At 65.0% G+C, this 22,837-nt stretch carries 21 protein-coding genes and 1 tRNA gene; 12 read left to right on the top strand and 10 right to left on the bottom strand.

Annotated elements, in window-relative coordinates:
* Positions 1 to 13: 13 nt before the first annotated feature.
* The 3 genes from NO362_RS09105 (at position 14) to NO362_RS09095 (ending at position 3,347) form a co-directional block, all read left to right on the top strand.
* Positions 14 to 1,492: a DUF3179 domain-containing (seleno)protein gene (locus tag NO362_RS09105; RefSeq protein ID WP_256544980.1), complete on the top strand. Its 1,479-nt coding sequence runs from the start codon at positions 14 to 16 to the stop codon at positions 1,490 to 1,492.
* 85 nt (positions 1,493 to 1,577) lie between these two features.
* Positions 1,578 to 1,853: a hypothetical protein gene (locus NO362_RS09100; RefSeq protein WP_256544979.1), complete on the top strand. Its 276-nt coding sequence runs from the start codon at positions 1,578 to 1,580 to the stop codon at positions 1,851 to 1,853.
* Positions 1,854 to 1,862: 9 nt separating this feature from the next.
* Positions 1,863 to 3,347, top strand: a complete 1,485-nt coding sequence (locus NO362_RS09095; RefSeq protein WP_256544978.1) for a sodium:solute symporter family protein — start codon at positions 1,863 to 1,865, stop codon at positions 3,345 to 3,347.
* Positions 3,348 to 3,499: 152 nt separating this feature from the next.
* Here the strand turns inward: NO362_RS09095 and NO362_RS09090 are convergent, their stop codons facing one another.
* Together NO362_RS09090 and NO362_RS09085 are read right to left on the bottom strand one after the other, a co-directional pair.
* Entirely contained in the window at positions 3,500 to 4,402 is a 903-nt protein-coding gene (locus tag NO362_RS09090) for a class 1 fructose-bisphosphatase (RefSeq protein ID WP_256290644.1), read from the bottom strand.
* A 209-nt stretch (positions 4,403 to 4,611) separates the two neighbouring features.
* A complete protein-coding gene (locus NO362_RS09085) occupies positions 4,612 to 5,676 on the bottom strand; it encodes a DUF7409 domain-containing protein (protein WP_256544977.1) in 1,065 nt (354 codons plus the stop codon).
* 181 nt (positions 5,677 to 5,857) lie between these two features.
* Here NO362_RS09085 and NO362_RS09080 point away from each other — a divergent pair, with 181 nt between their 5' ends.
* From NO362_RS09080 to NO362_RS09065, 4 genes are all read left to right on the top strand, one after another.
* Positions 5,858 to 6,880: an ABC transporter ATP-binding protein gene (locus tag NO362_RS09080; protein ID WP_256546623.1), complete on the top strand. Its 1,023-nt coding sequence runs from the start codon at positions 5,858 to 5,860 to the stop codon at positions 6,878 to 6,880.
* Positions 6,877 to 8,706: an ABC transporter permease family protein gene (locus NO362_RS09075; protein ID WP_256544976.1), complete on the top strand. Its 1,830-nt coding sequence runs from the start codon at positions 6,877 to 6,879 to the stop codon at positions 8,704 to 8,706. The genes NO362_RS09080 and NO362_RS09075 overlap by 4 nt, the downstream gene beginning before the upstream one ends.
* Entirely contained in the window at positions 8,699 to 9,766 is a 1,068-nt protein-coding gene (locus NO362_RS09070; protein WP_256544975.1) for an ABC transporter permease, read from the top strand. Before NO362_RS09075 ends, NO362_RS09070 begins: the two co-directional genes overlap by 8 nt.
* 94 nt (positions 9,767 to 9,860) lie before the next feature.
* Positions 9,861 to 10,223 carry a DUF5798 family protein gene (locus NO362_RS09065; protein ID WP_256544974.1) on the top strand — a complete coding sequence of 121 codons (363 nt, stop codon included), beginning with the start codon at positions 9,861 to 9,863 and terminating at the stop codon, positions 10,221 to 10,223.
* A gap of 40 nt (positions 10,224 to 10,263) precedes the next feature.
* Here NO362_RS09065 and NO362_RS09060 read toward each other — a convergent pair whose 3' ends face one another.
* From NO362_RS09060 to NO362_RS09045, 4 genes are all read right to left on the bottom strand, one after another.
* Positions 10,264 to 10,692 (bottom strand): CoA-binding protein, encoded by a 429-nt coding sequence (locus NO362_RS09060; protein WP_256544973.1) that lies wholly within the window; start codon positions 10,690 to 10,692, stop codon positions 10,264 to 10,266.
* 56 nt (positions 10,693 to 10,748) lie between these two features.
* Positions 10,749 to 11,360 (bottom strand): RAD55 family ATPase, encoded by a 612-nt coding sequence (locus tag NO362_RS09055; protein WP_256544972.1) that lies wholly within the window; start codon positions 11,358 to 11,360, stop codon positions 10,749 to 10,751.
* A gap of 209 nt (positions 11,361 to 11,569) precedes the next feature.
* Complete coding sequence (locus NO362_RS09050) at positions 11,570 to 12,442, bottom strand: geranylgeranylglycerol-phosphate geranylgeranyltransferase (RefSeq protein ID WP_256544971.1); 873 nt, start codon at positions 12,440 to 12,442, stop codon at positions 11,570 to 11,572.
* A 91-nt stretch (positions 12,443 to 12,533) separates the two neighbouring features.
* A complete protein-coding gene (locus tag NO362_RS09045) occupies positions 12,534 to 13,664 on the bottom strand; it encodes a LolA family protein (protein ID WP_256544970.1) in 1,131 nt (376 codons plus the stop codon).
* A gap of 234 nt (positions 13,665 to 13,898) precedes the next feature.
* On the opposite strand from NO362_RS09045, the gene NO362_RS09040 reads away from it, so the two are divergent.
* From NO362_RS09040 to NO362_RS09020, 5 genes are all read left to right on the top strand, one after another.
* The gene (locus NO362_RS09040; protein WP_369335102.1) at positions 13,899 to 14,630 is read left to right on the top strand and encodes an ABC transporter ATP-binding protein; all 732 of its coding nucleotides are present in this window, start codon (positions 13,899 to 13,901) and stop codon (positions 14,628 to 14,630) included.
* Between the two features lie 2 nt (positions 14,631 to 14,632).
* Complete coding sequence (locus NO362_RS09035) at positions 14,633 to 15,877, top strand: ABC transporter permease (protein ID WP_256544968.1); 1,245 nt, start codon at positions 14,633 to 14,635, stop codon at positions 15,875 to 15,877.
* Between the two features lie 174 nt (positions 15,878 to 16,051).
* Entirely contained in the window at positions 16,052 to 16,312 is a 261-nt protein-coding gene (locus NO362_RS09030; RefSeq protein WP_256544967.1) for a hypothetical protein, read from the top strand.
* Positions 16,313 to 16,519: 207 nt separating this feature from the next.
* The gene (locus NO362_RS09025) at positions 16,520 to 17,176 is read left to right on the top strand and encodes a lactate utilization protein (protein WP_256544966.1); all 657 of its coding nucleotides are present in this window, start codon (positions 16,520 to 16,522) and stop codon (positions 17,174 to 17,176) included.
* A gap of 842 nt (positions 17,177 to 18,018) precedes the next feature.
* The gene (locus tag NO362_RS09020) at positions 18,019 to 19,809 is read left to right on the top strand and encodes a PAS domain-containing protein (protein ID WP_256544965.1); all 1,791 of its coding nucleotides are present in this window, start codon (positions 18,019 to 18,021) and stop codon (positions 19,807 to 19,809) included.
* A gap of 60 nt (positions 19,810 to 19,869) precedes the next feature.
* Here the strand turns inward: NO362_RS09020 and NO362_RS09015 are convergent.
* The 4 genes from NO362_RS09015 to NO362_RS09000 form a co-directional block, all read right to left on the bottom strand.
* Positions 19,870 to 19,942: transfer RNA gene (locus NO362_RS09015), tRNA-Thr, on the bottom strand.
* A gap of 55 nt (positions 19,943 to 19,997) precedes the next feature.
* Entirely contained in the window at positions 19,998 to 20,990 is a 993-nt protein-coding gene (locus tag NO362_RS09010) for a class I SAM-dependent methyltransferase (protein WP_256544963.1), read from the bottom strand.
* A 527-nt stretch (positions 20,991 to 21,517) separates the two neighbouring features.
* Positions 21,518 to 22,369 (bottom strand): universal stress protein, encoded by an 852-nt coding sequence (locus tag NO362_RS09005; protein WP_256544962.1) that lies wholly within the window; start codon positions 22,367 to 22,369, stop codon positions 21,518 to 21,520.
* A 45-nt stretch (positions 22,370 to 22,414) separates the two neighbouring features.
* Positions 22,415 to 22,834, bottom strand: coding sequence for a hypothetical protein (locus NO362_RS09000; RefSeq protein WP_256544960.1), 420 nt, complete (start codon positions 22,832 to 22,834; stop codon positions 22,415 to 22,417).
* Positions 22,835 to 22,837 lie beyond the last annotated feature (3 nt).

The raw sequence follows: 22,837 nt of genomic DNA, 5'->3' as shown, positions 1-22,837 counted from the left end.
TCGGTATGGTACCGTGACACAGTCATCCGAGCCTTCCACCGAGCGGTTGCAAGAACTGGTCGATCAGTTACTCGATCGCGACGCCGACGCGCACGCTGCCGCCATCGACGCGCTCGCCGAGGAGGGCGACGAGCGAGTCGTCCCCCACCTCCTCGAAGTTCTCGTCATCGACGGCATCGCGAACAACTGGGAGCGGTTCGGCTTTCCCGCGGTGCTCCGCGATCGGGACCCACCGCGCTACCTCGAACTCCCCGAAGTTCGGTGGCCGGGCGTTCGCGACGCCCTCGCGACGCTCGCCGAACCGAATTTCGACTCCGAGCACGCGTGGGTCGAGTGGGAGTCGTGGTACTCCCAGCAGGAGATCGACCCGCTGGCGGGGTTCGACGAGTGGAAACTCCGGCTCTATCGATCGTATCTCCCGCCGGTCGGTGGCCTCCTCGATTGTGAGCCGCGTGAGTTCGATCTACAGGGAATCCGCTGGGGTAACTGCGATCGCTCGTTCCTCGCCGCGCTGAACGCCCCATCGTTCGTCCCCGGCGATGCGGTGGAGACCGACGCGAGCGGCGACAGCACGGACCAGCAGGACGACACTCCCGAACGCTATCTCGACGACGACCACGTCGTGTTCGGTTTCGAGATCGAGGGTACGCCGTACGCCGTGCCGCGCTGGGTCCTGTTCCCGCACGAACTGCTGAACGCCGAACTCGACGGCGTGCCGGTGAGTCTCACGTACTGCACGCTCTGTAACGCGCCGATCCTCTACGACCGACGGGTCGAGGTCGACGGCGAGAAGAGAGTCCGAACGTTCGGCAGCACTGGGATGCTGGCATCCGGTAACAAGGTGATGTACGACGAGGAGACCGAGACGCTGTGGGACCAGCACGCCGGCACGCCGATCGGCGGAGAGATGCTCGCCGAGGACCCCGATCGCTTCCTGAATCAGTTCGCCGTCACACAGACCGAGTGGGGCGATTGGAAAGAGCAGTACCCCGACACGCTCGCGCTCGACATCGAGACGGGCTACGGCTACGACTACTCGCACTACGACGGCAACATCGACTTCTTCGAGCACTACTGGAACCGCGAGGAGATCGTCCAACCCGGCGTGCGCCGCGAGGACGGGCCGCTTCCGGAGAAGGCGTCGGTCTACGGGATCACCGACGACGACCCCGACGAGGTGTGGGTCGTCCCGATCGACGACCTGCGTGAGCGTGACGGGGGCGTCCTGGAAGCCGAGGTCGCCGGTCGCGACGTCGTCGCCCTCCTGGATGCTACAGACGACGTCGCTGTCTACGAAGCGCCGTTGACGTCGGTCGAACGCGTCGAAGATGGAGATGGCGTCGCCCTCGTCGGTGTGGACGGGACCCGCTGGGAACTGACGCGCAACGAGCTCCGATCCGACGACGGCGAGACGCGCGCCCGTATCCCCGGCCGCCACGGGCTCTGGTTCGCGTTCCGGACGCACTACGAGACAGCGCACGTGCTCACGTAACGGCTCTACCTCGCCCCCCGATTCGTACCGACTTGTAATCGGAGGAACGCTTATTATGTTTGAGTATTGGAATGTCAGAAGGCGTATGTTCAAAGATAGCGTGTGGTATCCGAATACGCCGCGGAATGCGGCAATCGTCGTAATGCTCGTTGGAATGGTGATTCTGCACCACTCGTCAGTGCTCGGACTGATGGACGCTGGACTGCTGTTCGGCTGGCTGCCCGTTCAGTTGGCCTTCGATCTGGCGTACACCGTCCTCGCGGTGATCCTCCTGTACTGGGTGTACACGGTTGCCCCGAAGGGAGAGGAGCGCGACGACGTGAGCACGCCGAACGACAACCCGATGGATCCCAATCAGTAGGTGACGACGATGGTTGCACTCACCTCCGACATCACGTTGATCCTCGCCATCATCGTCGGATACCTGACTCTCGTCCTCGGGGTCGGGCAGTACGCGTCCAGTCGAACGGGCGGGTCCCGCGAGGAGTACCTGATGGCGAGTCGCTCGTTCGGCACGATTGTCCTCCTGGCCGCACTGTTCGCGACGAATATGTCCGCCGTCGTGATGATCGGCGCGCCAGGGCTGGCTTACAACATCGGCCCCAACGCCTACGGCTACTTCATCGGCCTCCTTGTGTTCACCTTCCCGCTGTTGATGATGACGATCGGTCACCGCATCTGGCTCATCGGGAAGCGTTTCGGCCACATCACGCCAGCACAGGTGTTGAATCACCGCTTCGAGTCGAAGTATCTCGGCCTGTTCGCGATGTTGCTTTTCACGTTCTGGACGGTGCCGTACCTGCTCGTCGGCATCCAGGGCGGCGGCATCGCGTTCCAGTCACTCACCGACGGATTCGTCCCGTACTGGGCTGGCGGCCTGATCATCACGCTCGTCGTCTTGGCGTACGTCTCAACCGGCGGGATGCGCGGAACAGGGTGGACGAACGCCTTCCAGGGTGCGATCTTCGTCGTCGCGCTCGTCGGATTCGCGCTCGTCATCCCGCAGCAACTCGGCGGCTTCCGAGCGGCGACCAGCGCCGCGCTCGAAGTCAATCCAGCGCTCTTGAACCGCGCGGATCTCCCGCCGCTGCAGTGGAAGAGTTACGTGTCGGTCGCGGTCTTGGTCTCGATTGAGACGTTCATCCTCCCGCACCTGTTCATCCGGTATATGACCGGCCGCTCCAGTCGCAAACTCCAGCGGACTGCCGTCGTCTACCCAATCGCGTTGATGCTGACGTGGGGCCCGGCGGTGATGCTCGGATTCTGGGGCGTCGGGCAGTTCCCGAACATCGACAACCCCGACTTCATCCTCCCGGCGCTGATTCAGGCGAACTTCCCGACGTGGCTGGTCGGCCTCGCGCTGGCGGGGATCCTCGCGGCACTGATGTCTACGCTCGACGGCCAGGTGCTCACGCTGGCGACGATGCTCACCGAGGACATCCTCCGGCCGTTCGTCGACATTACCGACCGCGCTGAGGTCTTCGCCACGCGGATCTTTATCGTCCTCATCCTCGCGATCGCCTACGTCGCGGCGCTTCTCACGCGGGAATCGATCATCGATACGACGATCTTCGCGTTCAGCGGCTACGCGCTGATGTTCTTCCCGATTGTCTCGTCGTTCTACTCCGGACGCGTGACGAAAGAAGCCTCGGCCCTCGGGCTCGCGGTCGGCTTCGCCGGGATCTGGGGGTTCCAGTTGGGTCTGCTGCCGGGAAGTCTCACCTTCGGTTTCCTTCCGGTCATCCCCCTCCTGGTCCTTCAGATCGCGTTGATGCTCGTGGTGACGCTTGCGACGTCGCCGCCCAGCGAAGATCGGATCGACGCGTACCGGAATCTGTTCGAAGATTCCTGGTAACCTACTACTAATCCTCTATACTACATTTTATTATACTAAAAACTGGAAAGCGCTACAGAGGCTCCAAGAGTTGAGTTTACAGCGCTCTAATACACTAAGAAAGAGATAAAGAATAACGACGTGTTGTCTAGAGTATCTATATCCAGAGCGAGTTACTCGTGATCCGAAAAAGCGGATTCGAGATCGTCGATTAGTTCCTCGTTGCCAACGTAGACCGGTGTCCGGGCGTGGAGGTCGTCCTTCTCGACGTCGAGCAGCGACTGGTGACCGTCGGAGGTCGCACCGCCGGCGGTTTCGACGATGTAGCCGACCGGATAGCCCTCGAACTGGACCCGTAGTTTGCCCTCTGGGGCGTTCGTCAGCGTCGGGTAGCCGAAGATCCCGCCGTAGGTGAGCACCTGATTCACGTCGCCGATCATCGCACCGCCGTAGCGGAGTTTCATTGACGGGTCTGACTCGATGTCGTCGACGAACGACTGGAACGCCTCGACCCAGTGGGGGACGCGCCCGCCGAATCCGTAGACCGTCGGATCTTCCGGGAGCGTCACGTCCTCGCGAGCGACCTCGTACTCGCCGTCCTGGTGGATGACGTACTCGGTGACGCTGTCCTCACGGGCGACGATCATCGTCGTTGTCGCACCGTAGAGCACGTACGCGGCGGCGACGATGTCGTCGCCGCTCGCCGGCAGGGGACCGTCGTAGATCGCGACGATCGTCCCCATCGCGGCGTTGGGTTCGAGGTTCGACGAGCCGTCGAGCGGGTCGACGCAGACGGAGAGGCCGCTGCCGACGTCGATGCCCTCGGCGCGCTCCTCGCTGGCGTACACGCCGACGTTAGAGATCGAGCCGATCCGATCGAGGAAGAGTTCGTCGGCGTACACGTCGGCCGCTTTTTGGGACTCTCCGGAGGGATTCTCGCCCTCGATGGCGACGCGGCGGCCGGGGAGGCCGCTGCGGACGTCCGGTGCAGAGCGCGCGACGACGTCGAGGACGGCGTCGATGGTGGCGCTGGTCGATTCGGGTTCGGTCGGCGCAGGATTGTCTCTCGTAGCCATCGGATCACTCATTCCGGGGACAGCGGAATCGGTAGTTCAGTGTGCGGTTACAAAAGCCATAAAATCTTTGTTACTGCAGACGAACCCGATTCGACCGCAGAACCACGATAAAGTCTCTCAAAATGGCTTTGACGGCCATCTCGAAACTCGGACTATATTTACTCGGCGAGTAAATAACTCGTCAGGTGGCGGTTTCCTCAGGGTGCTCGTCAGGACTCGTGTTCGCGCGCGAGTCGGTACCAGGATTCGACCCGTTCGCGGTCGACGTCGAGCGCGTCGGCGACGCTTTCGAGGTCGGCAGTCGTGAGCCGGCGGACCGAGCCGATGCCTGCCCGATGAAGGGTCGCCGCTGCCTCCTCGTCGAGACCGTCGACCGCGGTTAGCGGCGTCGGCGCGCTCTGTCGCCGCCAGGCAGACTCCGCATCTCGCGCTGCCGACGACCCGTCTCCGCCCGTATCGGCCGTGTTTTCCGAGCCTCCGTCGTCCGAATCCAGCAGGTCGTCGCTTCCGCCGGCCCGCCACGCCGCCTCACCGTCCGTGGCGGAGGAACCGTCGGCGGCGCTGCGGTCGGTTGCCCGATCTACGGTGTCGTTTCCGCTCGCCGTCTGTTCACGCCAGGCCGCTTCGCCCGCTGTTCCGTCGCCAGACCCGTCGGTCTCGGCTTCGTCGTCCGACCACCCAGAGGAGGCGGCGATCCAGGCGCGTTCGTCGTCGTCGAGGCCGCGCACCTGCGAGGAGCGCCGACCGAGGTCGGTACCGCCGCCATCGAGCGACCACGAGAGGGAGTGCTCACGGCGAATCTTGGCGGCGACGCCCGGGTTGACGCCCGCCGCCGTTAGATCGCGGTAGGCGATGCGCTTCTCGAGAAAGTCCGTGAGCGAAATCTCCGAATCCCGGAGCAGAGCCGCGGTCTTCGGCCCGACGAAGTGAAGATCCTGGAAGCAGTCGGGATCGGCGGCTGTCTCGCGTCTCTCACCGCCGCCTTCGTCTTCGGCGGTCGATTCACCGGCCGAATCGGCGTCGTCGTCTGTCCCGTCCGCATCGTCGTCGCTCGGAATGGTGTTCCACGGGAGCGGAATGTCGAGGCCGCCGTCGTCTTCTCCCTCGTCTCCACCCTCGCCCGCTGCACTGTTCTCGCCTGCCTCACGATCGAGCCCGTCGGGACCGATCGTCCCGCTGAACACACCAGGAGCCTCGTCGGTCGCGTCCGGTTCGGCGGCGTCGCTGCCGATCGGTTCTCGCTCCCCCCCTTCAGACTCCCCATCCTCGTTCACACTTGCCTCCGTCGAGTAGTATCTCCGCAGTCGGCAACTTGAGTATTTCCGTCAGCACACCAACACGCTCGATATGCTGGGGCTCCCGTGATCTCGCCTTCTTCCCCGCAGTGATGCGGTCGAATGGGCCACTCGCCGACGGGTTTTATTTTGGGAGCCTCCGTGGCGCTCGACAATGGCGATGATACGGGTCGAAGGGCTGCGGAAGACGTACGGTGACTTTCCCGCCGTCGTCGGCAGCGACTTCGAGGTCGAGACGGGAGAAATATTCGGCGTCGTCGGCCCGAACGGCGCGGGCAAGACGACGACGCTGAAGATGCTCGCCGGGCTCGTCGAGCCCACGAGTGGGACTGCCGAGGTCGCCGGTCGCGACGCCGGCGACCCGGAGATGCGTCGGAACCTCGGCTTCCTCCCGGAGGAATCACCGCTGTACGAGGATATGACGCCGCGGTCGTATCTGCAGTTCTTCGCCGACCTCTACGACGTCCCGCGCGAGGCGGCGACGGAGCGAACCGAATCGACGCTCGACCGCCTCGAACTCGAACACCGCGAGCGGCGCTTAGGCGATATGTCGAAGGGGATGAAGCGGAAGGTCGCGATCGCCCGTTCGCTGGTCAACGATCCCGACCTCCTCATCTACGACGAGCCCGCCTCGGGGCTGGACCCGCTGACGACGAACTACGTGCTGGAGTTCACTCGCGAACTCGCCGATCAGGGCAAGACCGTCCTCTTCAGCGCGCACAACCTCTATCACGTCGAGAGCGTCTGCGACCGGGTGGTGATTATGAATCGGGGAGAGATCATCGCCCGCGGGACCGTCCCCGAAATCCGCGCGGCCCACGGGAGCACCGACTACCACGTGTTCACCACTGTCTCAGTCGACGGCGCGACGCCCGACCGACGGTCGGAATCGGGGACGGAGCGCTACCGCACCGTCGTCCCCGATATGGACGCCGTCGAGACGGTCCGGGAGCGGGCCACCGCGGCCGGAGGCGAGGTCGTCGACATCCGCACGCGAGAGCAGAGCCTCGAAGACATCTTCCTCGACCTCGCCCGCGAGACGCCGCCCGCCGCGGCCGAGGGGCAGGGCCGAGAGCCGAAAGCGAGCGGCACGCGAGCGCGGGGAGAGAGCGACGGGCGAGCACCTTCCGACGTCGACGCCGACGCCATCCAGACCGACCCCGAGGGGGGTCGCCGGCAGTGACGCGCTCGCTGCGCGAACGCGTCGCGGCGGTCGTCCGGATCGCCCGCTGGGAGGTCGAACGCTCGGCGGGGATCGTCGACCGTCGAACGGCGGTGCTCGGCGTGCTCGCGCTCGTACTCGCGGGAACGATCCTCGGGGCCGGCGCGTTCGCCGGTGGGGTCGCGCTCGACCGCGACATCTACCGTGTCGGCGTCGACCAGGACAGCCCGTATCGAGAGCCCGTCGAGCGGAGCGTCGCACTCGACGCGCGCCCCCCGGATCCGGACGCGCTCCGCGACGGCGACGTCGACGTCCTCGTGCGAGAGGGACAATTCCGCGCCGCCGACACGCCGAAGGGACGCGCCGCGCTTTCGGAACTTCGGTCTGCAGTCCGCGCGTACAACGTCGGCCTGATGCGCTCTCAGGAGAACGGCTCGGCGGCGTTCCCGGTCGTCGTCGTCCTCCAGTACGTCTCGCGCTCGGCGGGGATCCCGGACGCTGCCGTCGCTGACGACGATGGCGGATCCGGAAGTGGGATCGGAAGCGGAGCCGACGGCGGTGCGGGCGGCGCGACCGACGGCGCGGAGACCGGCTCTGACGGCACCACAGACGACGAGGAGACAGCCGCGTCGACTGGATCTGGCGGCCCGCTCGGCGTCCCCGCGCTGAGTGGAATCAATCCGCTCGGCGGCGGAAGCTCCGGGTCGCCGGCGGAGATCCAACCGCCCTTCCCCTTCGGCTCGCTCGTCTTGGCGTTCGCCTTTCTGGTTCCGATGAACTTCGTGGTGCAGGCCTACGGGAGCACGATGCTCAACGAGCGGATCAACCGCCGCGGCGAACTCCTGCTCGTCGCCCCCATCTCGCCGGGCGACATCGTCGCCGGCAAGACCCTCCCGTATCTCGCCGCGATGCTCGCGCTGACGGCGCTCGTCGCGTTAGGCGTCGGCGGCAGCGTCGTCGCCGTCGCGGCCGTGATACCCATCGCGTTGGTGTTTCTCGCGGCGACGTTCGCCGGCGCGATGTTCGCGCGTTCGTTCAAGGAACTCACGTTCGTCACGGTCACGGTGTCGGTGTTCCTGACCGCGTACACGTTCGTGCCCGCGATCTTCGCGAACGTCACGCCGATTGCGCTCATCTCGCCGCTGACGGTCGTGGTCCAGGATCTCCAGCCGCTGGAGTCGGTGACACCGGGCGCGTTCCTCTTCGCGACGGGACCGTTCGTCCTCTGTGCCGGCGTGTTGTTCCTGCTCGGCGTCGGCATCTACAGAGAAGAAGACCTGTTCACCCAGCGTCCCGTCCCGCTGAAATTCCTCGACGCGCTCGACGCGCAGGTGTCGCGCCCGCGGGACGTCGCTGTCCTCTCGGGGCTGTCGATTCCGTTCGTCTTCGTCGCGGAACTGCTCGCGATCGCGGTGCTTTTCGCCCTACCGGTCTCGCTCACTGTGCCCCTCCTCCTCGTGGTCGTCGCACTCGTCGAGGAACTCGCCAAGAGTCTGCACGTCTACGCGGTCTTCGAGAGCGACACGTTCCCGCGAACGCGACGCGTCGCGCTCGTCCTCGGCGCGCTCTCCGGCCTCGGGTTCTTCGTCGGCGAGAAGTTCACCGCGGTCGCGCAGGTGGTCGGGCTCCCCGAGCTGGCGCTCGGACAGGCCGCATTCGCGCCCTCGGGCATCGGCGTGTTCTCGGCGGCGGGACTGCTGTTCGCGCCGCTCGTGCTCCACGTCGTCACCGCGGGACTGACCGCGCTCGGCGCGCGGCGGGACGTCCGCTGGTATGCGGCCGCCTTCGTCGGCAGCGTGCTCGTTCACACGGCCTACAATCTCACGGTGGTGAGCCGCCTTGGGTGATCGCACCGACCCGCGGCTGACGATCGCGCGCCGCGAACTGGGGAGCCTCCGAAAGGAGAAGACGATCGTGCTCGCGCTCGCGCTCCAGTTGTTCATCGCGGCGTTCTCCTCGTTCCTCGTCGTGGGGCTCGTCTCGCTGTACGATCCGGGTCAGGTCGACGGCTACGAGGTAGACGTCGCGGTCACCGGCGACGCCGCCGAGGACCTGATCCGGGCGTCACAGGAGGTGCGCGGCGTCGACGCACAGTTCTACCGCTCCGAGGAGACGGCGATGCGGGCCTTCCAGGAGTATCGGGCGACCGGCATCGACGCCGTCCTCGTCGCGGAGACGCGGGATCAGCGGGTGTTCGTCAGGGCCGTCGCGCCCGACTCGAACGTCCAGACGACCATCGTCGTCGTCCAGCTGCGCGACGTGGTCCGCTCGTTCGAGCGCGCCGAGCGTACTGACCGGGCTGCGTATCTGGACTCGCTCCCCCTCGAACTGCCGCCGGAAGCGACCTCCAGCCCGTACTTTAGCTTCACCTACACCATCCTGCTGCCGCTGTTGCTCTTCCTCCCGGTGTTCATCTCCGGGTCAGTCGCCGTCGACTCTCTGACCGAGGAGATCGACCGCGGCACGCTCGAACTGCTCCGCGTTGCACCCGTCTCGCTCTCCGACGTCGTCGACGGGAAACTGCTCGCGGCCGCCGGTCTCGCGCCGGTGCAGGCCGCGCTGTGGATCGGCCTCCTCGAACTCAACGGCACGAGCGTGCAGAACGTGCCCGCGCTCCTCGCGCTCGTCGCTGCGATGGCGCTTCTGATCTGTGGACTCGGGGCGGCGATCGCGTTGCTCGCGCCCGAACGGCGGGCCGCCCAGTTCCTCTACTCCGTCGGGGTGCTGTTCGTCTTCGGCGGGACGACGCTCTTGCCAAACGGGCCAGTCAACGCTGCCTCACGGCTCGCAATCGGGAGCGCCGGGCGTGCAGAAGTGGCCGCTGTCGGGGTCGCCGTTGCCGTCTCCGTCGCGATCTACGTCGGTCTGCGTCGGCTCGTCGGCCGCGTCGACGCCGACAGCCTCTGAGCCCGCCGGCGCCGTGAGACGGTCTGCGCTGGAGGGACGCCGCTCCGCAGACGAAGCCGGAACGCACACAAAGCCGGGGCGCACAGAGGGCCGTATGGGACTAGGAGGCACGGCGAAGAAGCTCCAGAAGGTGACAGAGATGGCCGAGGACGTCTACACGCGCCTGAACGACCTCCGCGATCAGGTCGTCCAGATGCGTGAGACGACCCAGGAGACCAGCGACCGCGTCGACCGCCTCGAACGCGAGGCCGCGGAGATGCGCGCGCTGCTCGACGCCCTCGCCGAGGAGGAGGGGATCGACGTCGAGAGCGTCACCGCCGAAGCACACATCGCCGAAGCAGAGCAGACCGACGAGGAGGCTGCCTCGGAGACGGGCGAAGGCGAGTCGACGTCGGAGACGACCGAGAGCGAGTCCGCCTCTGAGACGACCGAGAGCGGCTCTGCGTCGTCCAAATAGCGGCTGACGCCGAACAGGGGCGGGAAGCAATTCTCCGCGGTCAGTCGACGAGCCGTGCGTGCTCGACTTTCATACACTTGTCCTGGACGAAGTCGAGGCCGGCGTCGCAGGCCCGCTCGCCCGCCTCGTCGTCGGTGATGTCGAGTTGGAGCCACACTACGTCGACGTCGCCGACGACGTTGTTGCGCTCGATCGCCGCGTCGACGATGTCGCCGGCCTCGTCGCTCGGCCGGAAGACGTTGACGACGTCGACGTCGATCGACTCTGGAACGTCCGCGAGCGAGTCGTAGGCGGTTTCGCCGAGGATCTCGTCGGCGAAGGGATTGACCGGCACGACGTGATACCCGTGCCGCTGGAGATACGCCGGGATGTCGTGGGCGGCCTTTCCAGGCGTCGTCGAGCACCCGACTACGGCGACCGTCTCGTGAGCCAGTACCGATCGCAGTCCGTCGTCGTCGCTGATAGGCATACGTGGAGGAGAGACGCGACCGGGATAAAACGTCTGCCGTGATCGTCGTGGTCGGCTCAGTCGCCCGCCAGCCGAACCGACGGCGGTCCGTCCTCTTGAGTGGTGACGATGCCGTCGAACAACTGCTTCAGCGTGTTCATCGTCTGGTCGTCGTGGGCGCTCGCGTCGATGGCGAACACGCCGAGGCCGTCGACGCTCTGGATGCGGCCGGTGAAGACGTGCAGGAATCGGAACACCGTCTGGAGGTCCGCATACATCAGAAGCGTCGATAGCGAGTGCAGCATCACGCGGTTCTGCTGGATACCCTGATCCTGATAGAACGCCTGGAGGAACTCGGAGAGTTTGATCCCGATCCCGGTCATATCGACGGGTGAGGAGGTGTATTTGATCCGGTCGTCGTCGCGAATGTCGCCGACGCCCTGCTGGCGCGTGACACAGTCTACGACGGCCACCGGGCGGTCCTCGTACGCGATCCGCGTCTCGAAGTCTCTGAGCACGCGGTCGGCGCCGTCCTTGGTAGTGACGATGATCGCTCCCTCGCCTTTCTCCGTGCCCGACGCGAGGATGTCGAGACAGAGCGATCGTTTCCCCGAGAGAGGTGGACCGCTCACCAGGATGTTCGTTCCCGGGGGGACCTCTGCATCGAGGTCCGGGCCGAGGTCATACATCTGATCTCCTCGGCGTCGAGCCGCTAGCTACAAGGAAGGTGTTGATCGTCCGATGGGTCGACTCGCCGGGAGTCATTAGACGAGTAGACCATATCGGGTGCAGATAATATTCTTTTTGATTGCTCCGGTGTGCGGTACGGCAATCGCCGTCCGAATGAACCGGCGCTGTACACCAGATTATCAGGAGGTAGCGCTAGTTTGATGGGGTTTTAGAACACGAGACCGGTCTCAGCTACTCGGCCGGCGACGAACGCCGCAGTCGCGAGAAACATTCCCCGCTTCAGTCGCTGCTGGGCGATCGACGGGCGATCGAAGGACTGCCGCAACGCGGCGAGCATCACGCCGTCCGCGGGGACGACCAAGAGCAGATACACGAGTCCGAACGTTCCCATCACGTACGGGAGCGCGCTCGCCGCCACAGCGACGAGCAAGACGACGGCCCCGATTCGGAGTGCCGTCGGTTCGCCGACGACGATGGGGAGCGTCCGAAGTCCCTCCTCTCTATCGCCTGCGATGTCCTCTACGTCCTTGACGATCTCTCGCGTCAGCGTCGCCAGCGCGGCGAGCGCGAACAACACGAGTGCCGCCGGATCGCCGAGTCGACCGACTGCCGCGGCACCGAAGAGGAACGTCGAGCCGGTCAGGTACGCGACGACGACGTTGCCGACGCCGGGAAGCCCCTTGAACAGTTCCGTGTACGCGAGCAGCGCAAGGAGATTCGCGACCGCGATCGCGATCGCCGCCAGCGGGAGTACGAGTGCAGCCACGACCGCACCGAGGAACAACACGACGCTGAAGACGAGCGCGCCGCGGGGCGACACCGCGCCGCGAGGGATCGGTCTGTCCGGCCGGTTGATCCGGTCGATCTCCCGATCGAAGTAGTCGTTGATCGCGTTTCCGGCGCCCGTCGCGAAGACGGTCGCGAGCACGGCAGCGACGACGGCGACCGGCCCCGAGCCGAACCCCGAGGCGACGAACGCCCCGGTGAACGTGAGAACGCCCGCGGCGACGGCGTTGCCGGGACGAGTGAGTTCGAGGAGTCCCCGAAACGTCGCTGTCCGCTCACGTCCGCCAGATGCCATACGTACCTCGTGTCCGCGGCTTCGAGATAAAGGGCGCGGAGTCCGGCGAGCGACGCTGCGCTCGCCGGGGCGGGGTCGATTCGCGCGCGGATCAGGAGGCGGTCGTCTGTGCGAGGAGCGACTCCGCGAGTTCGATCGCCGTCTCGCGGTCGGAGTCAGTCACGAGGGCGACCGTGTCGCCGTCGGTCTCCCACGTCACCGCGACGCGGCCGTCCATCTCGGTCGCGTTCGCGCTCACGCCACCGATCTCAGTTTCGGTCGCTTCACCGCTCGCGTACGGGAGCGTCTCCGTGTTGCTGGCGAAGACCGTCACGTTGTCGGGACCCACGTAGCGGGCGACGGCCGTCTCGCCGCCGTAGTTCAACACGGCGCCCTCACTGAATTCGTACGCCGAGTCGGTGACTTCGGGGACGGTCACGTCGGTCGCGTTCTGGAGCGCGTCGAAGGAGTCGATCTCCGCGCCGGCCGGCAGTTCCGCGCCCGGCGGCTGGAACGTGCTGTCGGCGACGCTGATGTCGAACCGCGTCTCGGAGTAGGTAATCGTCACGCTGCCGTGTTCGCCGCTGAGCTCCTGTTTGAGAACCTTCGAGGAGTCGACGGCGATCCAGTTGGTGACGGTGCCCGTGCGGCTCTCGTTTTCGGACGTCACTTCGACGACCCAGGCGTCGGTTCCGTCCACGGTCTCACGGCCCGTCCGAGTCGCGGTCATGTTCTCCTCGGTCCAATCATACATCACGGTGCGAGCCCGCTCGCTCGCGTCCTGCCACGCCTGCTTCTGACTCTCGTTGAGCGCATACTCCGTCCCGTGCATCGCGTCCGAGTCGTGCATCGCCCCGTCGGCCGGCATCGACGCATTCGAGACGATCCGGGTCACGCCCGTTCGCTCGTCGTGGATCCAGCCGACGCTGCCGTTCGTTCCGAGAACGACCGTCCGATTGTCGCTCGAAATCGACACGCGAGATCGGTTCTCCTCGGCGACGGTGAACGAGACCCCGTACGTTCGCGTCGCCGTCTCGTTCGTCGCGGTTACGGTCGCCGCGCCGACGACGGTCTCGGCGCTCTCGTATCGCTGCTCCGCGTCGTCGAGAATCTCCGCTCCGGAAGGCGCACCGACGTCGGTGACCGCCATCCCGGCTATCGTCGCAACGCCCAAGAGAGCGACCACCCCGAGGACGACTCCGATTCCGATGCCGCCTCTGTCCTCGCCGTCAGTTCCCACCATTATCAGCGATAAGGACTTCGTCTGTAAATGCGCTGCGGCCGGCGCCATTATGTGCTGTTCCGGCAGATTGGACGACACGGCGTCCCTCATACCGCGGACAGCCGTGAGTTTTTCACCGTTCGAACCCAACCGCTCGTAGTGAGTCCTGTGTCGAACGATTCGCCGGCCACTGGGGCCGCCGGAGCCGACGAATCACCCCCCTCGGAAGCAAGCGAGCGTACGCCGACGCCGCTCGTGGAGTTAGCGGGTGTGACGAAACGATACCAACTCGGCGGGACCGTGACGGCGCTCGACGACGTGTCGCTGTCGCTGGATTCCGGCTCCTACACTGCAGTGATGGGGCCGAGCGGGTCCGGCAAGTCGACGCTTCTCAACCTCGTCGGCGGACTCGACACGGCGGACGAGGGTCGCGTTCGCGTCGCAGACGACGACCTGGGCGCAGTCTCTGAGTCCCGCCGCGCCGAGAAGCGAGGCACTGACATCGGATTCATCTTCCAGACGTTCAATCTGATGCCGCGTCTCACCGCCGTCGAGAACGTCGCGCTGCCGCTCGTCTTCGACGGTTGGGACCGGGACGACCGGCTCGATCGGGCGCGGACGGTCCTCGACGACGTGGGCCTCGGCGCGCGGTACGACCACAGGCCGAACGAACTCTCCGGCGGGCAGCGCCAGCGGGTCGCCATCGCCCGGGCGCTCGCGCCCGAGCCGTCCATCCTACTCGCCGACGAACCGACCGGGAACGTCGACACCGAAACCGGCGCGGAGATTATGCGGCTCCTGGGCGAGATCCACGACCGCGGGAACACGATTATGCTGGTGAGTCACTCCCGGCGGATCGCCGAGCACGCCGAACGGATCGTCCACGTCCGCGACGGTCGAATCGAGGACGTCGAGGAAGTTCCCGACTCGGCGTCGACGCCGGCGTCCGGCGACGATTCGCGCGACACGAGGCGGGGGCGGGACTGACGATGGAGTTCCGCGAGGCGCTGCGGATTGCGGCGCGATCGATCCGAGCACACCGCTTGCGCTCGGGACTGACAGTCGTCGGGATGGTGATCGGGATCGCTTCCGTCGTCGTCTTCGCGACCTTCGGCGCGAGCGTGCAGGCCGCCGTCATCGCCGACATCGGAGACACGAACGCGAACAACGTCTTCGCCACGCCCGCGAGCGGAGACGACGGCCCGCCCGGTCGCGTCTCCGGCTTCGGTCAGCCCGTGTTCACGGAGATCGACGTCGAGACCCTCCGCGAACAGGAAGGCGTCGAGGCCGTCATCCCACAGGGGATCGTCGGCGTCTCGACGATGGCGTACGGCGATCAGACGATCGCCCAGCGGCAAGCGACCGCGACGGTGCCGGCGACATTTACCGACGACAGCCTCGTCAGCGGCGAGGCGTTCGAACTCGGAGCCAACGAGACCGTTCTCAACGAGGCCGCGGCGAGAGCGTTCGAACGGAACGTCACCGTCGGCTCGACGGTCCAACTCACGCTAGCCAAGGGTGAGACGCGGAACGTCACGGTCGTCGGCATCACCTCGGGGACGCGCGGGGGCTTCGTCTCCGGGTTCGGCGAGGTGACTCCGCGCGTGTACCTGCCGGCCGATCCGTTCTACCCGACGACGGTCGAGAGCCCCTCGGTGGGGGCGGACGTCCGGGCTTACCCCCAGGTGACCGTCGTCGCGAACCCGAACGCGGTCGAGTCGGTGAAGCAGGCGACCGAGACGTATCTGACGACGGAGTCCGACGCCGCGGAACTCCTCTCTGACGGCACCGAAATCCAGGTGCAGACCAGCGGCGACATCGTCGAGACGATCCAGCAAGTGATCAATCGGATCACGCGCTTCGTGACCGGGATCGCGGTGATCTCGCTGGTCGTCGCGGCGATCGGCATCGCCAATATCACGCTCGTGTCGGTCACAGAGCGGACCAAGGAGATCGGGATTATGAAAGCAGTCGGGGCGACCAACCGCGACACGATGCAGCTGTTCCTCACGGAGTCGGCCTTGCTGGGGACTGTCGGAGCCGTCGTCGGCGTTCCCGTCGGTCTCGTGGTCGCCTGGGGCGCGACGCGGTTCGCCGAAGTCGGGTTCACGATCGCGGGCGAGTGGGTCGTCTTCGCCGTGATCGTCGGGATCGGCGTCGGCGTCGTCGCCGGACTCTATCCGGCGTGGCGGGCCTCGAAAGTCGATCCCATCGAGGCGCTCCGCTACGAGTGAGCACAACGGTTGGGCGAACCCGGATAAAATTGTTACTTCCTCTCAATCTCGATACCGCCGTCCAGAAGTAAGTAGTTCAAAATACGCCGTATGGCTATCTGAAGCGGGCTCAGATGCATACGAATCATTTTAAGTGTGTTAAGTTATTACAATATCAACAGTGGTTAATACGAAATGAGTGTACAAGAGCAGACAGAAACGAGCAACGAATCGACGCCCGGTGCCGCGACTGTCGTGGCCGGAACGTTCAGCGTGATCGTGCTACTTGCCGCCGTGTCTTACTCTGTAATGGCGAACGTGGTGAACTGGGTCGCAGTCGATCTGCTCACCTACCCCGTCCAGGGCGTCGCGCCGTTCGTCGTCATCAGCGGCGCGATCCTGACGATTCCGATTCTCATCCCGACGGCGCTGGTCTCCGTCCAGTTTCTGAAGTAACCGTCGAACGGCACCGTCCGACGACTGATACTGTCGGACAGCAGTTCGTGAACCATTTTGGCACCCCGTGGGTGCCGATGATTTTCACCTCGTTCTGTCCGACAGTATGAAACGAAAGTGACGTGGGCGTAACCACCTAACACTCGTGTCCGCGATTCGTTAAGTAACACCCGTGACTAGGGTAAATCGTCGAAACCGATCACCCATATGTCACAGCAGAAATCTGACTACGTAGACGACGCAGACATCGACGCAACACTCGACGAGCAGGCCAACGAGGAGACGATCGAGGAGACGGTCGAAAACCTCGAAGCCAACGGGTTCGACGTCGCCGTCGTCGACTCTGCCGACGAGGCGCTCGAAACGCTGCAGTCTCACATCCCGGCGGGCGCGTCCGTGATGAACGGTCACTCGACGACGCTCGAAGAGGTCGGCTTCGCCGAGTACCTGACCGAGGGCGACCACGAGTGGGAGAGCCTCCCGGACGAAATCTGGAGCATCGACGACGACGCCGAGCGACAGGCCGCTCGCCGCGAGTCCCAGACGGCCGATTACTTCCTCGGCGGTATCAACGCCATCTCGCAGACGGGCGAACTCGTCGCCGCGGATCGCTCGGGCAGTCGAATCGGCGCGTATCCCTTCGCCGCGAGCAACGTCGTCATCGTCAGCGGCGTGAACAAGATCGTCCCCACGCTCGAAGACGCACTCGACCGGCTCGAATCCGTCGCGTACCCCCTCGAAAACGAGCGCGCCAAGGAGGCCTACGGCGTCGAGTCCGCGATCGCAAAGCAACTGATCTTCCGGCAGGAACTCGAAGACGGACGCACGACGGTCGTGCTCGTCCGTGACCAGCTCGGATACTAACCAGAGCTCGTGTAGCCCGGCTACTCATCCTGTCGGCCGCACAACGGCGTGTGGCCGAGAGAGAAGCCGTGCCAACGCTACAACCGGACCGATGACACTTACTCACTGACTCCCTCGAAAATCGCCGGTGTGGCGTGCTGGCAATCGCTAAAATCGCCACTGTGAGGTAGTTCTCGGCGCTCTGTTCGATCCGGCTATCGAGTATGTCAACACCGCTGACCGTCAGCGCGGCCGGGGACGTCGCAACGCCTGAGCGCGCCGCGACTCGCTCCGATACGAACCACACGGTCACGCTCCCTTTTCCGACTGGGTGCTCTCGCTCCGCAGCAGTCGCTCGCCGGTGGTCTCTCGACGGCGAACGGCCGGGCAGTTCTAGCAGTCGGGGGCTGTGGTGGACAGTTTGGCACTGTAGGAGGTGATGCGAAGGCTGTCCACAGCCACCCGACCCGGTATGGGGGGTACCGAATTGCGGCGGGCACTCTACTGTGCCCGTTTAAGCATCATCCACCTACGGGAAATAATTACTTGTTTTTCGAATAGCCACTCCAAAGTACAAGAAATAATTGAGGTAAGTTGTGTGTCGATACAGGAGCACGTCGGTAGCGTGGGACGCACTGGCGTTTGATACTGCCGACGGGCGCGCTGCTTCGTTCGCGGGAGCGACCCCCACGGGGTGCCGATACGCTTCACATCGTTCTGTCCGACAGTATGTGGGACAGCCGCTTCGAGCCTCGTCTGCACGTTTCGGACCACAGTGTCTTTGAACCAGCAACGCTAGGTATTCGATACGCGAATGCAATGAACCGGCACGCATCCTCGTCGATATCCCACTGGACGCACAGATGACAGACGCCGATGCTCGTAGTGCAGAGTTCTCTCTTTTTCCGGCCGCTCTCGACGCTCTCGACGATGCCTTCTGCGTGTGCACGCCCGCTGGCGATCTCGTCTACTGGAACGACGCGCTCGCCGCGGTGAGTGGCTTCGATGAAGCCAAACTCGAATCGAGTTCGGCGACGGATCTCTTCGGGGAGCGAGATCGAACGCGCGTTGCGGACGCAATCTCGACTGCACTGGAGGCGGACGACCGCACCACCGTCGAAGCGGATCTCAGAACTGAGGGCGGTGACTACGTCCCATACGAGTTCTCCGTGGTTCCGCTGACGACCGAGGAGGGGACGCGACTGGTCGCTGGCGTGGGACGGGACGTTACCGAGCGGCAGGAGTACGAAGCGCAACTGCGACAGCAACGGGACCGGCTCTCGGTGATGCTCGAGAACGCACCGCTCGTTCTCTTCGCACTCGATACAGACGGCGTGTTCACGTGCTCGCAGGGCAGAGGATTGGACGAACTCCGACTGACAGCGGACGAGGTGGTCGGCGAGTCGATCTTCGATGTCTACGGGGACTCGCCGGCGATACTCGAAAACGTCACTCGCGCACTCGACGGTGCCCGTGTCCGCGACGAAGTGACTGTCAACGACGCGACGTTCGACACGCTGTATCGGCCCGTCTTCGACGAATCGGGGGCTGTCGAGCGTGTCATCGGTGTCGCGGTCGACATCACCGAGCGAAAAGAGCGCGAACGCGAGCTGGAGCGCTACGAGGCTTTCATCGAGAACTCCCAGGACATCGTCACGCTCGTCGCTGCGGACGGGACGGTACTGTACGAGAGTCCGGCGATCGAACGGGTGCTCGGATATTCACCGGACGACCTCGTTGGCGATTCGATCTTCGAGTACGTGCATCCCGAGGACCGCCAGCGCGCTATCGAGCGGTTCTCGGCCGACGTCGAAAGCGGCGGGCCGACCCGTTCGATAGAGCTGCGGTTCAAACACGCGTCGGGGTCCTGGCGGTGTCTCGAATCGGTCGGAACGAACCTTCTCGACGATCCGGTAATCGGCGGCATCGTCGTCACCTCCCGAGACATCACGGAGCGAAAGTCGTACGAAAAAGAACTCGAGATGCGAAACGAACAGCTGTTGGTTCTCAACCGGATCGTTCGACACGACATCCGCAACGACATGTCCGTCTCGCTCGGCTGGAGTGAGATGCTGAAAGAGCACCTCGACGAAGAGGGTCACGAAATCGTCGACCGGATCCGCAAACACGACCAACACGTCATCGATCTCACGAAGACCGTCCGCGACTTCGTCGAGACGCTCGAAGAGGACGCAGAGCCGACGCTGGAGGCCGTGAACGTCGAACGGGTCGTCGAGCAGGTCCTCGAAAGTTGGACGACGGCGTACGTGGACGCCGAACTCGACGCCGCCGAGATACCCGAGGCCGAAGTGAGAGCCAACGAACTGCTCACGTCCGTCTTCCGAAATCTGTTGAACAACGCCGTCCAGCACAACGACAAGGAGACGGCGCGCGTGAGCATCGACGGCGACGTTCGATCGGAGACGGTCGTCGTCCGGGTCGCCGACAACGGACCCGGTATTCCCGATGGGCAGAAAGACGCCGTCTTCGGGCGGACCGAGGCTGGACTGGACGATCCGGCGGCTGGCGTCGGCCTCTATCTCGTGGATACACTCGTCTCACAGTACGACGGCAGCGTCTCCCTGAAAGACAACGAACCGGAGGGAACGGTCGCTGTCGTCGAATTGCCGAGAGCGACCAGTTCGGAAGATTAACACCTCTTCTAGGTGCGACATACGAGCCGCTCACTGTGTGGGTGACGTGCGACAGAAAGAAGCCGGTGGAGGGATTTGAACCCTCGGCCTATTCCTTACGAAGGAATCGCTCTGCCAGCTGAGCTACACCGGCGCGGTCGTTCAGACGCACTCGACCGTACTGCGATGAGTAAGAAAAGGCTTCCGAATCACCGCGACGTGAGCCGAACGTCGAGACAGACGTTGTACTCGTGTGGCGCGTACGAGCGGACGACGTGCTCGGTTTCGACCGCGACGTCGTACGCCGGGTCGGCGGCCGCCGCGGCCTCTCTGATCGCCCGGATTCCCGGGCCGAACGGGTCGTCTTCGTGCTGGATGTCGTAGTAGTGGAGCATACACTCCTCGCCTGCGAGTTCCATCGCCGTCTCGAGGAAGTCGCCGGCGCTGTGCGGGAGGTTCATCACGAGCCGATCGGCCCAGCCGGCGTAGTCGGCGGCGAGGTCGCGGACGTCCCCTTGAATCGCCGTCACGTGTTCTTCGACGCCGTTGCGGCGGGCGTTCTCCCGGAGGTACTCGACGGCGACGGGGTTGAGATCGCAGGCGACGACGTCCGCGTCGCGGCCGGCCATCGGGATCGCGAACGGGCCGACGCCGGCGAACATATCGATCACGCGCTCGCCGGCGCCGACCTGGGAGATCACGCGGTGGCGCTCGGTCGCGAGGCGCGGTGAGAAGTAGACCTCGGCGATGTCGAGTGCGAACTCGTAGCCGTACTCTCGGTGGACGGTCTCGGTCGACTCGCCCACGAGGACGTCCCACTCGCGCACCCGGAGTTCGCCCTTAACTTTCGAGGCGCGATTGACTACCGTCCGCGCGCGGAGATCCGATTCGACGATGGCGTCGGCGATCCGGCGGGCGCGGTCGGCGTCGTCCTCGTCGAGGATGACGACGTCGCCGAGGCGCTCGTAGGAGGGTTCGAAGCCGAGCACCTCCGCAGGCGTCGTCTGCGTCTCCCGGGCGGGGGCGTCGTGATCGACCACGTCGTACGCGGCCGGGACCGCGGCCGCGTCGGTGACGGGGATGTAGAGCGATCCCGACTCGACCGTGATCTCGCGCTCGCGATGGATGAGGTCGCGGTCCGCGAGCGCCTGACGGGTCTCCTCGCCCTCGCTCGTCGGCACGCGGACGCACGGAACGGTCATTACCCGAGGGTGGCGAGCGACCGGAGTAAGCGTGACGTTTCGACGCGAGCGAGGCGAGAGACGAAGACGGGGTCACTACGTCTGTGGACTGTCACCCTCACCCGCTCGCACGAGGATGGGCACGTCGACGAAGACAGTCCCCGTTGGCTCGTTCGCCGGCGGTGTGAACCACTGCGGCGAAGATGTGGTACCACGGAGCATTGTCGTCCGTGTCAACGGACACGGTTTGTAGTTCTCCAGACATAAGCGACCTCGACGAGTGCCAGATTCACTGACCCCCGTCGACAGGTCGTACTCGCCCGGATATCGTTAAACTCAGTAAACATAAACGAAACAATAGTAAATATAATCAGATACGCCGGGGTGCTCGTCTCTAACGGACTGTCACACGATCCGGACCGACTTCGTCGCCGAAGTCGGCGCTTCGGCCTCCGAACCCTGACGCCGAACGACGCTCTAAATCACTCAGTGAGTACTCACAGAGGAGAGCTGACAACTAAAATCCACAGACCGTCCCGATTGCGACGCTACGCGGGGACGACGAGGACGGGCGTCTCCGAGAGACGAACGACCTTCTCTGCGACACTCCCAAGGACGAACCGCTCGACGCCGGTGCGGCCGTGGGTCCCGAGTACGACGAGATCAGCGTCTGTGTCGTCGCAGTATTCGAGGATCGATCGGTGCGGTACGCCGTGTTCGAGCGTCGTCTGAACGACCACTCCCGCTGCCGCCCCGCGCTCGCTGACGCGGTCGAGTGCTTTCTGTGCGGCCTCCTCGTAGGCCGCCTCCGTCTCACTCGATCGGATCCGGCCCCGTGGGACGACCGACAGCGCCCGGACGGTCGCGTCGAACTGGCTGGCGAGATCGACTCCCCATCGCTCGGCGGATGCTGCGGCGTCGCTACCGTCCGTCGGCAGGACGACGTCGCGGTACGGGCGCTCACCCGCGGCGTCGACGCGGGCCGTGAGCACCGGGACGGGCGAGAGGCGAACGACCTTCTCGGCGACGCTCCCGAGGACGTAGCGATCCAGTCCGGTCCGGCCGTGCGTCCCCATCGCGACCAGGTCTACGCCGTAGTCTTCGACCGCGTTCAGGATCTCCTTGTGGGGAAAGCCCGCCTCGACTGCCGTCTCGGCCGTGACACCGGCCTCGCGGACTCGCTCGGCGGCGTCGGCGACGACCGCTTCGAGTTCCGCTTCGACTTCGCGCCGCTCCGTGACGCTCGACAGTCCGTACGGATCGACGACGGCCAGGAGGTGGATCGTCGCGTCCGTCTCCGTCGCGATCGTGACCGCGTGATCGAGCGCCGACGTCGCCCCCTCGCTCCCGTCGGTCGGGACGAGGATCCGGTCGACGTCGACGGCCGCGTGCTGGCTCATAGGTGGCCGTTCGTCGGGTGCGGAGAAAAATCCGGCCCTCGTCAGTCACTTCTCAGGAGGGCGGTCCGTCGGATCGAAGTCTTCGAGACGCTCCGCGGTCGGCGCTGCCTCGACATCGGGATCGTCGACGTCGGACCCGGTGTCGCTCGTCTCGGTCGTGCCGCCTTGTGCGACGCGTTCGATGTAAGCTTCGACTGCCGAGGCGGCGTCCTCGGGATCGGTGTAGCTGTCGCCGAGACCGACTTCGCGGTGTTCCCACCCCTCGTCGTAGACGTAGACGTCGACCCACCAGTAGAGCGACAAGCCCTTCGAGAATTCGACGATTCGGACGCGGTGCTCGCCCGATCCGTTCTGGTAGGCTGTCGTCCCGTCGCGTCGCTGCGCCGACCACCCGGGCGGCAGTTCGACGTCGAACGGGTCCGCGCCTGCGTCGTCGGCGCCGCCGGAGCGTCCCTCGTCGGTCATTAC

The sequence above is a fragment of the Halobellus inordinatus genome (assembly GCF_024498335.1).
Taxonomy (GTDB): Archaea; Halobacteriota; Halobacteria; order Halobacteriales; family Haloferacaceae; genus Haloquadratum; species Haloquadratum inordinatus.
This window is presented reverse-complemented; position numbering and strand designations above follow the sequence as displayed.